Source organism: Streptomyces sp. NPDC005898 (genome assembly GCF_040629635.1).
In the GTDB taxonomy this organism is placed as follows: Bacteria; Actinomycetota; Actinomycetes; order Streptomycetales; family Streptomycetaceae; genus Streptomyces.
In genome coordinates, this window is record NZ_JBEXWC010000018.1 from 23,553 (window position 1) to 37,134 (window position 13,582).

At 73.9% G+C, this 13,582-nt stretch carries 15 protein-coding genes; 8 read left to right on the forward strand and 7 right to left on the reverse strand.

Features of this window, described 5'->3' with window-relative positions:
• Positions 1–103: 103 nt before the first annotated feature.
• Positions 104–700, forward strand: coding sequence for a TetR/AcrR family transcriptional regulator (locus tag ABZ385_RS23005; protein WP_358577761.1), 597 nt, complete (start codon positions 104–106; stop codon positions 698–700).
• Positions 697–2,169, forward strand: a complete 1,473-nt coding sequence (locus ABZ385_RS23010; RefSeq protein ID WP_358577758.1) for an MFS transporter — start codon at positions 697–699, stop codon at positions 2,167–2,169. Before ABZ385_RS23005 ends, ABZ385_RS23010 begins: the two co-directional genes overlap by 4 nt.
• Positions 2,170–2,348: 179 nt before the next feature.
• Here ABZ385_RS23010 and ABZ385_RS23015 read toward each other — a convergent pair whose 3' ends face one another.
• Positions 2,349–3,608 carry a serine hydrolase domain-containing protein gene (locus ABZ385_RS23015; RefSeq protein ID WP_358577756.1) on the reverse strand — a complete coding sequence of 420 codons (1,260 nt, stop codon included), beginning with the start codon at positions 3,606–3,608 and terminating at the stop codon, positions 2,349–2,351.
• Positions 3,605–3,835 (reverse strand): hypothetical protein, encoded by a 231-nt coding sequence (locus ABZ385_RS23020; protein ID WP_358577753.1) that lies wholly within the window; start codon positions 3,833–3,835, stop codon positions 3,605–3,607. The genes ABZ385_RS23015 and ABZ385_RS23020 overlap by 4 nt, the downstream gene beginning before the upstream one ends.
• Positions 3,836–4,058: 223 nt before the next feature.
• Between ABZ385_RS23020 and ABZ385_RS23025 the strand changes: the two genes are divergently transcribed.
• Together ABZ385_RS23025 and ABZ385_RS23030 are read left to right on the forward strand one after the other, a co-directional pair.
• A complete protein-coding gene (locus ABZ385_RS23025; protein WP_358577750.1) occupies positions 4,059–5,048 on the forward strand; it encodes an aldo/keto reductase in 990 nt (329 codons plus the stop codon).
• Positions 5,049–5,064: 16 nt separating this feature from the next.
• Positions 5,065–5,592, forward strand: coding sequence for a DUF6314 family protein (locus ABZ385_RS23030; RefSeq protein WP_358577747.1), 528 nt, complete (start codon positions 5,065–5,067; stop codon positions 5,590–5,592).
• Here the strand turns inward: ABZ385_RS23030 and ABZ385_RS23035 are convergent.
• Complete coding sequence (locus tag ABZ385_RS23035; RefSeq protein WP_358577744.1) at positions 5,543–5,980, reverse strand: GNAT family N-acetyltransferase; 438 nt, start codon at positions 5,978–5,980, stop codon at positions 5,543–5,545. The two genes, ABZ385_RS23030 and ABZ385_RS23035, sit on opposite strands and share 50 nt — an antisense overlap.
• A 70-nt stretch (positions 5,981–6,050) precedes the next feature.
• Complete coding sequence (locus ABZ385_RS23040; RefSeq protein ID WP_358577742.1) at positions 6,051–7,487, reverse strand: PLP-dependent aminotransferase family protein; 1,437 nt, start codon at positions 7,485–7,487, stop codon at positions 6,051–6,053.
• Between ABZ385_RS23040 and ABZ385_RS23045 the strand changes: the two genes are divergently transcribed.
• Both ABZ385_RS23045 and ABZ385_RS23050 read left to right on the forward strand, forming a co-directional pair.
• A complete protein-coding gene (locus tag ABZ385_RS23045) occupies positions 7,486–8,451 on the forward strand; it encodes a DMT family transporter (protein ID WP_358577740.1) in 966 nt (321 codons plus the stop codon). The genes ABZ385_RS23040 and ABZ385_RS23045 overlap by 2 nt on opposite strands.
• A gap of 96 nt (positions 8,452–8,547) precedes the next feature.
• The gene (locus tag ABZ385_RS23050) at positions 8,548–8,742 is read left to right on the forward strand and encodes a DUF1918 domain-containing protein (protein WP_358577738.1); all 195 of its coding nucleotides are present in this window, start codon (positions 8,548–8,550) and stop codon (positions 8,740–8,742) included.
• 67 nt (positions 8,743–8,809) lie between these two features.
• On the opposite strand, the gene ABZ385_RS23055 is transcribed toward ABZ385_RS23050, so the two are convergent.
• Positions 8,810–10,045 carry a family 10 glycosylhydrolase gene (locus tag ABZ385_RS23055; protein WP_358577735.1) on the reverse strand — a complete coding sequence of 412 codons (1,236 nt, stop codon included), beginning with the start codon at positions 10,043–10,045 and terminating at the stop codon, positions 8,810–8,812.
• A 188-nt stretch (positions 10,046–10,233) separates the two neighbouring features.
• On the opposite strand from ABZ385_RS23055, the gene ABZ385_RS23060 reads away from it, so the two are divergent.
• Positions 10,234–11,094 carry a 3-hydroxybutyryl-CoA dehydrogenase gene (locus tag ABZ385_RS23060; protein WP_358577733.1) on the forward strand — a complete coding sequence of 287 codons (861 nt, stop codon included), beginning with the start codon at positions 10,234–10,236 and terminating at the stop codon, positions 11,092–11,094.
• A gap of 190 nt (positions 11,095–11,284) precedes the next feature.
• On the forward strand, positions 11,285–11,542 hold the full coding sequence (locus tag ABZ385_RS23065) for a hypothetical protein (RefSeq protein WP_358577731.1): 258 nt from the start codon (positions 11,285–11,287) through the stop codon (positions 11,540–11,542).
• Here the strand turns inward: ABZ385_RS23065 and ABZ385_RS23070 are convergent.
• Together ABZ385_RS23070 and ABZ385_RS23075 are read right to left on the reverse strand one after the other, a co-directional pair.
• Positions 11,539–12,135, reverse strand: a complete 597-nt coding sequence (locus tag ABZ385_RS23070) for an NUDIX hydrolase (protein WP_358698759.1) — start codon at positions 12,133–12,135, stop codon at positions 11,539–11,541. The genes ABZ385_RS23065 and ABZ385_RS23070 overlap by 4 nt on opposite strands.
• Before the next feature lie 85 nt (positions 12,136–12,220).
• Positions 12,221–13,573, reverse strand: a complete 1,353-nt coding sequence (locus tag ABZ385_RS23075) for a transcriptional regulator (protein WP_358577726.1) — start codon at positions 13,571–13,573, stop codon at positions 12,221–12,223.
• Positions 13,574–13,582: the final 9 nt, after the last annotated feature.

The following is a 13,582-nucleotide window of genomic DNA, read 5'->3' on the forward strand; positions in this document are numbered from 1 at the left end:
ATTTCTCGACATCAAGATACCTCGTACCTCCCCCGCGAAGGACAGGGCCCTGGGCATCCCGCAACACGTAGACAGTGTCTACGGAATGTAGTAGACACTGTCTATGAGCGAGAGAGCGCCTACGGGCGAGCAGGACGCCGGGCTGCGCGCCCGGCTGGTGGACGCCGGCGTCGGACTTCTGGCGGCGGAGGGGGTGCAGGCGCTGACCCTGCGGGAGATCGCCCGCAGGGCGGGGGTCTCGCACGGCGCTCCCCGGCGCCACTTCCCCACGCATGTGGCGCTGCTGTCCGCCATCGCGCGGCGGGGCTACGCCGAGCTGGCCGAGCGCGTGGCCGGAGCCGCCGCCGAGGGGGGCGCCCGTACGCGGCTGACGGCGTTGAGCCGCGCCTACCTCGGCTTCGCGGCGGAGCACCCCGGCATGTTCGAGCTGATGTTCCGCCACGACCTGCTGGAGAGCGATGGGCTCGGGCTGCGCGAGACCAGCCTGCCGCTCTTCGACGTGCTGGTCGGACTGGTCGCCGAGGCCGGTCCGGCGTCCGGCGCGGGGGCCCGGGTCGTCGCGGGCGCGCTGTGGGCGAACCTGCACGGCATCGCGCAGCTGTGGGGATGGGGCAGCCTGCGGCTCGCCACGGGGGCGGCGGACGTGGAGCCCCTGATCGCGGCCGCGCTCGACGCGCACCTCGGTCCGGGGCCGGCATGAGCGCGGGCCCCGGGGTGCAGCGGAACCTGACCCTCGCGTGCAGTGTGCTCGGCGCGATGCTCGTCGCCCTGGACGGCACGGTGCTGACCGTCGTCCAGCCCGCCCTCCAGCGCGATCTGGGCGCCTCCTTCGCCCAGGTGCAGTGGACGAGCACCGGGTATCTGATCGCCGTCGCGAGTCTGCTGGTCTTCGCGGGGCGCCTCGGCGACCGGTACGGGCACCGGCGGGTCTTCGCCGTCGGGACCCTCGGCTTCGCGCTCGCGTCGGCGGGGATCGGCCTCGCGTCCGGCGTCGGCTGGGTGATCGGGCTGCGTGTGGCCCAGGGCGTCTGCGGCGCGCTGCTCCAGCCCGCCACGCTCGGGATGCTGCGGGCGGCGTACCCGCCGGAGCGGCTCGGGATGCCGATCGCGGTGCGCACGAGCGCCATCGGGTTCGCGGCGGCGGCCGGACCGGTGCTGGGCGGGGCGCTGGCCACGCGGCTGGGCTGGCGCTCGGTGTTCTTCCTCGGCGTCGTGCCGGCGCTGGTCATCGGCGTACTGGCCTGGGCGGTACGGGTGCCCGCGCCGCCCCGCGAGGGGCCCGCACCGCGCCTCGACGTGCCCGGCGCCGCGCTGCTCGCGGTGACGCTGGCCTGCCTCGTGCACACGCTGGTCGGCGTCCCGGGGACCGGCTGGACGACGGCGACCGCGCTGGGCTGCGGCGGGGCGGCGGTCACCGGGGCCGCGTTCCTGCGGCACGAGCGCCGGGCAGCGAGCCCGCTGGTGCCGCCCCGCCTTGTCGCGTCGGCCGCGGTCGGGCCCGCCCTGGGGATTCTGGTGGCGGCCTCGGCGGCGATGTTCGGGGCGCTGTTCGTGGCGACGTACTTCCTTCAGGACGTGCTGGCGCTGACTCCGCTGCACAGCGCGCTGCGGGCGCTGCCGCTCGCGCTGATGATGGTGGTGAGCGCGCCGCTCGCGGCGGTACTGCTGCGGCGGTACGGGCCGCGGCGCACGATCACGGCCGCGATGGCGCTGCTCGCCCTCGGTGTCCTCGCCCTGTCCCGCCTGGACCAGGCGTCGGGCCCGCCGGCGACCGGTGGCGCCTTCCTGCTGGTCGGCGCGGGGTTCGGCACGGTGATGGTCGCCGCGACGGCCGTCGTCGTACGGCACGCCCCGGTCGCCGAGGCGGGGGTGGCGGGCGGTCTCCAGCAGACCGCGATGAACATCGGCCCCACGCTGGGCATCGCCGCGGCGACCACGCTGATGACCGCCCTCGCCGCCCCGACCGCGCACCCCGCGGGCAGGGGGCCGCACTGGACGGACGGCGCCTTCCTCTCCGCGATGGGCCCGACCCTGACGGTCCTCGCGGCCGTCGCGGCGCTCGGCGCGGTGGCGGCGACGAGGCTGCCGCGGCGGGCCGCCCCACGGGCCGGTGTCTCCCCGGAGGCAGCCCCACTCCCCCGGCCGACGGCGGACGCCCCCTCGCGGTGACGGCGGCCACTGCCTGTGTCCGGCCACTGCCTCGGTCTGCGGCGCCGAAGGACCTGGAGGTGACACCCTCTCGCGGGGCGCGGCCACTCCCGGCCGGGTGCCGGTCAAGCCGACGCGTCTCGGCAGGCGGGCCGGCGCGTACGGGCCGCGCTGTGGGGCGAACCGGCACCGGCCCCTCCTCATCGGCCCGCGTTCGTCGCGTCCCGCAGCGCCGCGTCCACCATGCGCAATGTCGCCTTTGCCTGCGTCTGGTGGCTCTCCTCGCTGTCCAGCCGCAGCGTGAAGGCGGCGCTGGTGACGGCCGTGGCGCCGTCCGGGGTCACGCCGCCCTCGGAGACGCAGCCCAGGCTGGTCCCGCCGTGGAACCAGATGCCGTCCCGCAGGCCGGCCACCGGCCGCCAGGCCACGCCGAGGCCGTAGCGGACGCCGTCGGCCGGTATCCAGTCCCGCACGGGCACCGTCCGCTTCATCGCCGCGAGCTGCGCGGGTCGCAGCAGCCGCCCGCCGAACAGGGCGCGCAGGAACGTTCCGTGGTCGCGGACCGTGGAGATGAGGCAGCCGTCCGCCCCGCCGCCGAAGCCGAGGGTGGTGTCGATCGGTCCGGTGCCGTGGGGGAAGTACGTGTAGCCGGTGGCCGTCGGGCCGGGCACGTACGGCGAGGTCCCGGGGGCGAGGGTGTGGCGCAGGCCCAGCGGTTCGATGATCCGCTCGTGGATCTCCTGGGCCCAGGGGTGTCCGGTGACGGCCTCGATGAGCAGTCCGGCGACGACGTAGTTCGTGTTGGAGTACCCCCAGCGCCGCTCCCCCGCCGGGTCGTCGGCGTCGGGAAGCCAGCGCGGCGGCTCGCCGAGGGCCGCCGTCACCTGCTCCTCGGGGGTCTGCGAGTGGAAGCGGTGGGCGCGGTAGGCCTCCGGGGTGAGGTCGCCCGGGTCGGCCCCGAGGGCGATGTAGTCGTTCAGGCCGCTGGTCTGGCGCAGCAGGTTGGTGACGGTGATGCGGCGCCCGTCGTTGCCGTGGCCGCGGATCAACCCGGGCAGCCGGTGCTCGACGGTGTCGGTGAGCTTGAGCCGTCCCTCGCCGACGAGTTGCAGGACGACGGCGGCCGTGTACGTCTTGGTGTCGCTGCCGATGCGGTAGTACGCGTTCCAGGGCACGGGGTCCTTCGCCGCGAGGTCGGCGACGCCCGCGCGGGCGGCCGTGCGGCCGTGGGGGCCCCGTACCTCGGCGAGGACACCGCTCACGCCGGTGGCGAGGACGGCGTCGACGCCGCGCTGGAGGTCGTGCCCGCGCCGGGGCGCGGCGGTGGATGCGGAGGCGGCCGGGGCCACCGCCCCCGTGAGCAGTGCTGCCGCGGCGGCCGTGAGTCCGGTGCGCCGGCTGATACGCGTTCCGGTGTGCCTGCTGAGCTCAGTTTCGGTGTGCCTGCTGATCTCGGTCATGAGCGTGTCTCCGGCTTCGGGCAGGTGAGGTCCGCGGCGGGCGGCTTCCCGTCGCGCAGGTAGGTGTTGACGGTCCGGTCGGCGCAGGGGACGGGCGTGAGGCCGTCGTCCCAACTCGGCGTGTCGCGGACCTTCTCGGGTGGTGACGGGGTGGCGGTTGCGGCCACTGCGCTCGCGAGGAGACCGGCGAGGCCCAGGCCCGCGGTGGCTGCTGACGCGAGGCGCATCGTGCTCCTTGGTTCGGTGTCCGTCGCTGCGGACGGGGGCCGGAGGGGTGATCACCACGGTAGAAATCCCAGCGCCGCCCCACCATCGGGCCAGCAGGACGATCTTTCCTGGGGCCAGCACCAGGACGGGCCGGTGGTTCTCCCGACACCGCCGCTTGACCTGGAGTCCGCTCCAACTCCTAAGGTCGAGCCGACCACCGAGCACCAGCCAGGAGGTACCACCATGACCGGCCTTCCCACCCGCCGCCTCGGCGCGCTGACCGTCTCGGCCCAGGGACTGGGGTGCATGGGGATGAGCCACGCCTACGGCGCCGCGGACGACACCCAGTCGATCGCGACGATCCACCGCGCCCTCGACCTCGGCGTCACCCTGCTCGACACCTCCGACTTCTACGGCAGCGGCCACAACGAGGAGCTGATCGGCCGCGCCCTCGCCGGCCCGCGCCGCGAACAGGCCGTCCTCGCCACGAAGTTCGGCTTCGCCAACCGCCTCGGCGACCCGCTGCGGATACGGGGCGACGCCGCCTACGTGCGCGAGGCCTGTGACGCCTCGCTGCGCCGCCTCGGCGTCGACCACATCGACCTGTACTACGTGCACCGGGTGGACAAGACCGTGCCGATCGAGGAGACCGTCGGCGCGCTCGCCGAGCTGGTCGAGGCGGGCAAGGTGCGCCACATCGGGCTCTCCGAGGCCGGCGCGCGCACGATCCGCCGGGCGCACGCCGTGCATCCGATCGCCGCGCTGCAGAGCGAGTGGTCGCTGTGGACCCGGGACCTGGAGGCGGAGATCGCACCGGTCTGCCGGGAGCTGGGCATCGGCCTCGTGCCGTTCTCCCCGCTCGGCCGCGGCTTCCTCACCGGCCGCTACACCTCGCTCGACGCGCTCCCCGAGGACGATCTGCGGCGCAGCCAGCCCCGCTTCGCCGACGGCAACCTGGAGCGGAACCTGGCCATCGTCGACGCCCTGAACGCGCTCGCCGCCGAGAAGGGCGTCACCGCCGGGCAGCTCGCGCTCGCCTGGGTGCAGCACCGCGGCGACGACGTGGTGCCGATCCCGGGCACGCGGCGCGAGAAGTACCTGGAGGAGAACGTCGCGGCCGCCACGATCGAGCTGTCCGCCGAGGACCTCGCGGCGATCGACGCGGCGGTGCCCGAGGGCAGGGTCGCGGGCACCCGGTACGACGAGCGCAGCATGTCGGTCGTCGACAAGTAGCGGCTAACCTGCCGGTATGGCCCTCCACCACCCCGTCCCCGAGGCGCTGGCCCATCTCGCGGGCGAGTGGCGGGTGACCCGCGCGGTCCGTGATCTCGCCGCCGGGTCCGAGGGCCGCTTCACCGGTACGACGCGCTTCACGCCGCTGCCCGCCCCGGACGGCGGCGGGCTGCTGCACCACGAGTCGGGCGTCTTCACCTGGCGCGGCACCGCGCGCCCCGCCGAGCGCACCCTGCGCTTCCTGCCCGGCGAGGTCCCGGGCACGGCCCGGGTGGAGTTCGCCGACGGGCGCTTCTTCCACGACCTGGACCTGCGCTCGGGCCACCACATCGCGGACCATCCGTGCGCCGCGGATCTCTACCGCGGCGTGTTCGAGGTGTACGACGCGGACCACTGGCGCACCCGGTGGTGGGTGGGCGGCCCCGCCAAGGACCTGCTGCTCGTCACGGACTACGTACGCGTCCGGGCGGGCGCCGAGGCGGATCCGCGCCGGATCACTGCTCGCCCAGCGCCATCCACTTCCGGGGAGTCTCCAGCGCCTTGAAGCCCACCTTCTCGTAGACCCCGTGCGCGTCGGCCGTGGCGAGGAGCACCCGGCGCAGGCCGAAGGGCTCCAGGTGCGCACGGACCGCGTCGACGAGCGCGGTGCCGAGGCCCTTGCCGCGCGCGGCCGGGGAGACGTACACGTCGCAGAGCCAGGCGAAGGTGGCCCGGTCGGTCACCACCCGGGCGTACGCGGCCTGCTCGCCGGTGACCGCGTCGTACGCACCGAAGTTCAGCGACCCCGCCATCGCCGCGTCCTGCTTGGCGCGGGTGCGGCCGAGGGCCCAGTACGCGTCCGTGGACAGCCACGCGTGGACGCGGGCCGCGTCGACGCGGGCGGGATCGGCCGAGATCTCGTACTCCCCGTGGAGCGTGACACTGTCGTTCATCCCCCGACCCTGACAGCAGCGCCCGCGCGCAGTCGAGCGTGTTTCGCCTGGTGGGACGGGGGGTGCCCGGTCAGCCCCACACTTCGTCGCAGGCCTCGCGGAGCCGGCGCACCCCCTCGCCGATATCCCCCACCCCCGCGACCGCCGCGAAGCTCAGCCGGACGTACGCCGCCGGGGGCTCCGCCGCGAAGTACGGGCGGCCGGGGGCCACGGCGACGCCCGCGCGCAGGGCGGCGGCGGCCAGCGCCGCCTCGTCCGTGCCGTCGGGCAGCCGCACCCACAGGTTGTAGCCGCCCGCGGGGATGTGCGGCATGGCGACCTCGGGCAGCCGCAGCCGCAGCGCCGCGGCCAGCGCGTCCCTGCGCACCTTCAACTCGCCCGAGACGGCCCGCAGATGGCGCGGCCAGGCCGGGGAGCCGACCAGTTCGAGCGCGGCCTCCTGGAGCGGCCTCGGCACGAAGAAGTGGTCGACGACCTGGATGGCGCGGAGCCGTTCGAGGACCGGTCCGCGCGCCGCGAGGGCGCTCACGCGAAAGCTCGGCGAGGTGGCCTTGGTGAGCGAGCAGACGTGGACGACCACGCCGTCCTGGTCGTCGGCGCACAGCGGGCGCGGCAGCGGCCCGGCGTCCTCGTGGACGAGGCGGCGCACGAAGTCGTCCTCGATGACGAAGGCCCCCGCCTCGCGGGCTATCCGCAGCACCTCGGGGCGGCGCTCGGCGGACAGCACCGCTCCGGTGGGGTTCTGGAACAGCGGCTGGCAGACGAAGACCCGGGCGCCCGTGGCGCGGAACGCCGCCTGGAGGAGCTGGGGGCGCACCCCGTCCGTGTCGACGGGGACGGGCACGGGCCGCATGCCCGCGGCGCGGGCGATGGCCAGCATGCCGGGGTAGGTGGGCGACTCGACGAGCACCGGCGCCCCCGGCGGGGCGAGCGCCCGCAGCGCCGTCGTCAGCGCGCTCTGCCCGCCGGCCGTGATCAGCACCTCGGCGGCCGTCAGCGCCCCGCCCAGTCCGCGCGCGAACCACTCCCGCAGTTCCGGCAGGCCGTCGACCGGGGGCCGCCCCCACGCGCCGGGGCGGCGCCCCGCCCGGGCGAGCGCCGCCGCCATCGCGCGTTCGGGCTGCAGCGCGGGGTCGAGGTAGCCGCCGTTGAACTCGATAACGCCCGGCGGCGGCGCGGCGAGCGTGGCGAGGACGCCGGACGCGTCGACCGCGCGCGGCACCGGTTCGGCCGCCGCGTCGGCGCTCAGGGACACCTCCTGCCACGAGGTGTCCCCGGCGGGCGCGGCGGGCACCGGGAGCTCGGCGCGGAAGACGCCGGCGCCGGGGCGGGTGACGACGAGCCCTTCGGCGGCCAGCTGCGCCAGGGCGCGCGACACGGTCACCGGGCTGACCCGGAACCGCTCGATGAGCGCCCGGCTCGACGGCAGCTTTCCTCCTGGTGAGTAGCGGTCAAGCTCGCCCCGCAGCTGTTTCGCCAATTCGCCGACACTGCTACCGTCATGCATGACAGCACAGGATAGCGCTACTCGCCCGAGGCGGATAGCGGTCGCCGAAAGCCCCACGGCCCCAGCGACCCCCACGACGACAGGCACTCCGCACGGCGCCCACGGCTCCCGCCGCCTCGGTACCGTGCTGGCCGCCCTCGGCGTCACCGCCTTCTCGCTCACCTTCCCCGCCACCGCCTGGGGCCTGGAGGGCTTCGGCCCCTGGAGCCTGGTGACGCTGCGCGGCGCGCTCAGCGCCCTCATCGCGGGCGGCTGCCTGCTCGCGCTGCGCGTACCGGTGCCGCACCGCCGGCACTGGGCGGGGCTCGCGGTGGTCGGCGCCGGTGTCGTCGTCGGCTTCCCGTTGCTGACCACGCTCGCCCTGCAGACCTCCACCACCGCGCACGCGGCCGTGGTCGTCGGCCTGCTCCCGCTGACCACCGCCGTCCTGTCGGCGCTGCGCACCGGGGCGCGCCCCTCGCGCGCGTTCTGGACGGCGGCGCTCGCCGGGGCCGCCGCGGTCATCGCGTTCACCGTGCAGCAGAGCGGCGGCGCGCTGTCCGCCGCCGACCTCTACCTCTTCGGCGCGCTGCTGATCTGCGCGGCCGGCTACACCGAGGGCGGCCGGCTGGCCCGCGAGATGCCGGGCTGGCAGGTCATCGGCTGGGGTCTGGTGCTGTGCCTGCCGCTCAACGCCGTGGGCGCGGCGGTCGCCCTCCAGCACGAGTCGTTCCAGCTCACCGGGCACAGCACGGCGGGCCTGCTCTACTCCGCGATCGGCTCGCAGTTCCTCGGTCTGGTCGTCTGGTACCGGGGGATGGCGGCCATCGGCGTCCCCAAGGCGAGCCAGCTCCAGCTCGCCCAGCCGCTGCTGACCCTGGTCTGGTCGGTGTTCCTGCTCGGCGAGCACCTGCCCGTCGCCGCCCCGCTGACCGCGGCGGCGGTGCTCGTGTGCATCGCGGTCACCCAACGGGCGCGCGGCTGATCCCCGGCCCGCCCGCCCCGGCGCCATCGGCGGCCACGCGTCGTAGACTGACGGCCACGGAACGCGACCGTCGAGAGGGACGAGGGAGCACTCCAGATGCGCGCAACCGCAGGTGACAAGCTGGTGCTGCACGGCAGGGTCGTCGGGCAGAACGACCGGATCGCGGAGGTCGTCGAGGTCCTGGGCGCGGACGGCGGCCCGCCGTACCGGGTCCGGTTCGAGGACGGGCACGAGACGCTGGTCTCGCCGGGCCCCGACACCGTCGTACGGCACCAGGACCCGTCGAGCTAGGGCCTCTCTTTCGGATCAGGCCGCGAGCCCGGCAAGATCCGGAAGAGAGGCCCTACCGGTACGGGTCTCAGCGCGGTGGCTTCGCCGGCTCCTGGTAGTGGTCGGCGACCACCCGGGCCATCGCGCCGATCCGGTCGGCGCCGACCTCCTTCGCCGAGAAGTAGACGTGCCCGCGCACCTCGTCGAAGCCCTCGGCGTACGTGAGGTGGCGGGACAGCTCCGCGGGGTCCTGCCAGGCCGCGGGCTGCGCCGGGTCGCCCGCCTTGTAGAGGGCCTCGCCGATGTACAGGCGTACGCCCGTGCCGCGGACCACGTCGTTCCACCACGGGACCAGTTTGGCGTAGTCCGCCGCGGGGAAGCCGATGTTCCAGTACACCTGCGGCACGATGTAGTCGAGCCAGCCCTTCTTCACCCAGCCGCGGGTGTCCGCGTACAGATCGTCGTACGTCTGGACGCCCGCCCGGGTGTCCGAGCCGGTCGGGTCGGTCGCGAGGTTGCGCCAGACGGCGAACGGGCTGACCCCGAACTGGGTGCGCCCCCGGGTCTTCTTGATCCGGCCGGACATCTCCCGCACCAGCCGGTCGATGTTGTCGCGCCGCCAGGAGGCGCGGTCGGGGAAGCCGCCGCCGTGGCGGGCGAAGGCCGCGTCGTCGTCGAAGGTCTGGCCCGCGACGGGGTACGGGTAGAAGTAGTCGTCCCAGTGCACCGCGTCCAGCGGATAGCGGCGCACGGCGTCGAGCATCGCGTCCTGCACGAAGCGCCGCACCTCGGGCAGGCCCGGGTTGTAGTAGAGCTTCCCGCCGTAGGGCACCACCCAGTCGGGGTGCACGCGCGCGGGGTGCGAGGCGATGAGGCGCGAGGGGTCGGTGTGGTTGGCGATCCGGAACGGGTTGAACCACGCGTGCAGCTCCAGGCCCCGCTGGTGCGCCTCCCGCACCGCGGTGCCCAGCGGGTCCCAGCCCGGGTCCTTGCCCTGCGTGCCGGTGAGGTACTCCGACCACGGCTCGTACGGCGAGGGCCACAGCGCGTCGGCGGTGGGCCGCACCTGGAAGACCACCGCGTTCAGTCTGCGGTTCACCGCGGTGTCGAGGTGGGCCAGCAGCTCGGCGCGCTGCTGCTGCGCGGGCAGGCCCGGCTTGGAGGGCCAGTCGCGGTTGACCACGGTCGCCAGCCACATCGCCCGCAGCTCGCGCTCCTTCTTGCGGCGCCGGCCGGGGGCCGCAGCCGCCTGTCCGGCCGTCGCCAGGCCCGCGATCGCCGCCGCGGCCGCCACCGAGAAACCCCGGCGTGACATACGCCTCATCTGTACGCCCCTCAGCTCGCTGTGTCCGGCCCCTTTCGCCGGGTTGCGGACAGCATGCCCGACCCGGCACGCCATGGACCCCTCATCGCGGAGTAACGTTCACGGCCGAGGCAGGCACCGCATCCATATGGGGGACGGGGGACCTGCCGGCCCCGTTGATCAGCGAAAGGCACGAGGTGACCGACTCCATGACCGATATCGCACGCGTCGGAGTGGTGGGCTGTGGCCAGATGGGCGCCGGAATCGCAGAGGTCTGCGCCCGCTCCGGACTGGATGTGAAGGTCGCGGAGACCACCGGCGAGGCCCTGGAGATCGGCCGTACCCGGCTGTACAACTCACTCTCCAAGGCGGCCGAGCGCGGCAAGATCTCCGACGAGGAGCGCGACGCGGCGCTGGAGCGCCTAAGCTTCACCACGGACCTCGGCGAGTTCGCCGACCGTGACCTCGTCATCGAGGCCGTGGTGGAGAACGAGCAGGTCAAGACCGAGATCTTCCAGGTGCTGGACCAGGTGGTGACCCGGCAGGACGCGATCCTCGCCTCCAACACCTCCTCCATCCCGCTGGTGAAGCTGGCCGTCGCGACCTCGCGGCCGGACCAGGTCATCGGCATCCACTTCTTCAACCCGGCGCCGGTGCAGCAGCTCGTGGAGCTGATCCCGGCGCTGACCACGTCCGAGGGCACCATCAGCCGGGCCCAGGTCATGGTCGAGAAGGTCCTCGGCAAGCACGCGATCCGCGCCCAGGACCGCTCGGGCTTCGTGGTGAACGCGCTGCTCATCCCGTATCTGCTCTCCGCGATCCGGATGTTCGAGTCGGGCATCGCGAGCCGCGAGGACATCGACAACGGCATGGAGATGGGCTGCGCCCACCCGATGGGCCCGCTCAAGCTCAGCGACCTGATCGGCCTGGACACGGTCGCCTCGGTCGCCGACTCGATGTACATGGAGTACAAGGAACCGCTGTACGCCGCTCCCCCGCTGCTCCAGCGGATGGTCGACGCGGGCCGCCTCGGCCGGAAGACCGGCTCGGGCTTCTACACCTACGGCTGACACCCGGTGTGAATTCCCGCGCGCCGACGGGCCCGGCACTCCTTCGAGTGCCGGGCCCGCGGCGTTCACACACCGTGTGCGCGGTGGGCTCGCATATGCCCGTCGCACACGCTCCCGCCCGCTCCACCAGGCGAGTTGACTGCCCGTGCGGATGAAGGGGGGACGCGCCACTACAGAGAGGAGTGCCCTCGTGACCATCGACGGCGAGAGTGCCGTGGTCCCGGAAGAACTCGCCGAGCTGCGCCGCAGCCTGGACGTGGGCCTGGCCCGCGTCGACGGACGGCTGGCGTTGCTCACTCAGCACGACGAGCAGACCGCCAAGAACGTGGCGGCCCTGGAGGCCAGGGTCACCGCACTGGAGCACACGCGCTGGCCGCTGCCCACGATCGTCGCCCTCGCGTCGGTCGCGGCGTTCGCCGTCGCGTTCTGGCAGGCCATGGGCCGCTAGCCGGGGCCCTGGCCGGCGTGCGTGTCCTGGCCGAGGCGCGTGTCCTGGCCGGCGTGCGTGTCCTGGCCGAGACGCAGATGGTGCAGGAGGAGCAGCGCCGCGGCCATGTTGGCGGCCGGGACCTCGCCGCGGGCCACCATGTCGGGGACGAGCTTGAGAGGGACCCACTCACGGCGGTCCGACTCGAAGTCGTCCTCGGGATGGCCTACGTAGGTCCCCTCGTCGGACCAGTAGATGTGGTGCCGGGCGTCGGTGAGCCCGTTGGAGGGCTCGACGCTCATGAGGTGCCGCAGCGGGCCCGGCCGCCAGCCGGTCTCCTCCTCCATCTCTCGTGCCGCCGCGTACGCGATGTCCTCGCCGTCCTCGACGACGCCTGCCGCGAGCTCCCAGCCCCAGCTGTCGGTGATGAAGCGGTGCCGCCACAGGAGCAGCACCTCGTTGGCGTCGTTGACGACGGTGGCCACGGCCACGGGCCGCATCCGGATGAGGAAGTGGTCCAGGTGCCGGCCGTCGGGCAGCTCCACGTCTGCCAGATTGACCGTGAACCATCGATTTCCATACACAGTTTGTTCGCTCTGCTTCGTCCACTGCACGGTTCTGCCACCTTCCGCCGAGTAGATGGCAATATCGCAGCAGGGGAAGACCACGGAGCAGGGTGCGCGGCGGAGCGTCAGGGGGTCACAGCGGCACGCGCAGCGCCCCGTCGATGAGGGCGGCCGCCTCGGCGGTGCCGGCGCAGTCGCTGCGGACGAGGTGCTCGCGCACGGCGCGCAGCCGGTCGCGCAGCCGCTGCGACTCCATGCCGCGCGCCTGCTCCGCCATCTGCACGGCGGTGGCCACCGCCTCGTCGGTGTTCCCCTGCCGCAGCTCGATCTGGCTGAGCATGGCCAGCCGGTGGACCCTGCCCCGGTCGTGCGCCGGCGTGTCCACGGCGGCCGCGGCGTGTTCATGGGCGCCGGCCAGGTCGCCGAGGCTCAGCAGGGCCTCCGCCACTTGTACGTTGACCAGTCCGGGCTGGACATAACCGGTCTCGTCCGGCTCGCGGCCCCGCAGGATGCGGTCGGCGGCGGCCTCCGCACGCCGGATGCACGACAGCGCGCTCCTGCCGTCGCCCAGGTGTGCGTACGCCTTGGCCTGCATCGCGTACAGGTCGGAGGCGAGGGCCGGGGTCAGGTCGCGGCCCGCGGCCCGCAGCGCCGCCTCGGCGAACGCCACGGCCTGGCGGTACTCGCGCATGAACAGCGACTGGTTGACCAGCAGCGCGATGACGTACGCCCCAAGTCCCCGGTCGCCGCTGGCCTTTGCCAGCCGCAGGGCCTGGTGGAAGTAGCGCTGGGCGAGGCCGTGGGCGTCGGAGTCGTAGGCGCAGATGCCCGCTATGGCCACCAACCCGCCCGTCGAGCGGTGCAGTTGGCGTCCCAACTCGTCGGTGTAGCTGCCGCGCAGGAGGGGCGCCGCCTCCGCGTTCAGGAAGCCGACGATACGGGTGCGGGTCGCGATGCCGCCGGTCTTGCGGTACATCTGCTCGTAGTGGGCGCGGGCGGCGCGCATCATGTCGATGTCGGCGGTGCTGACGGGGTGGTGCCCGCCCCGCGACACGTCGACGTCCTCGGGCGGGTTCTCCCACTCCCAGACCGGCATCACCGCGGGGGTGCCGGTGACCGCGGGCGCGCCGAGCAGGTGGGGCCGCTGCTGTTCGTCCGAGCGCCACAGGGCGGTGGCCCGCTCCACGAAGCCGGAGAGCGTGGAGGACGGCGTGCCGGTGCGGGCGGTGGCGGGTGTGCCGGGCAGGCCGAGGCCGATGTCGTCGAGGGTGACGGGCCGCCGCAACCGGGCGGCGAGCACCTCGCAGATCAGGTCAGGGACCTGGCCGCGTGGGCGCTGGCCCTTCAACCACCGGGAGACGGCGGTGTGTTCGTAGCGCAGCGCGAGTCCTCTGGACTTCCCGGCCTGGTTCACATGTGCGGCGAGTCCCGCGTGCGAGATGCCGGCTTCGTCGAGGATCGCGTCGAGCAGGGTGTTGGGCTGCATGAATGCCCT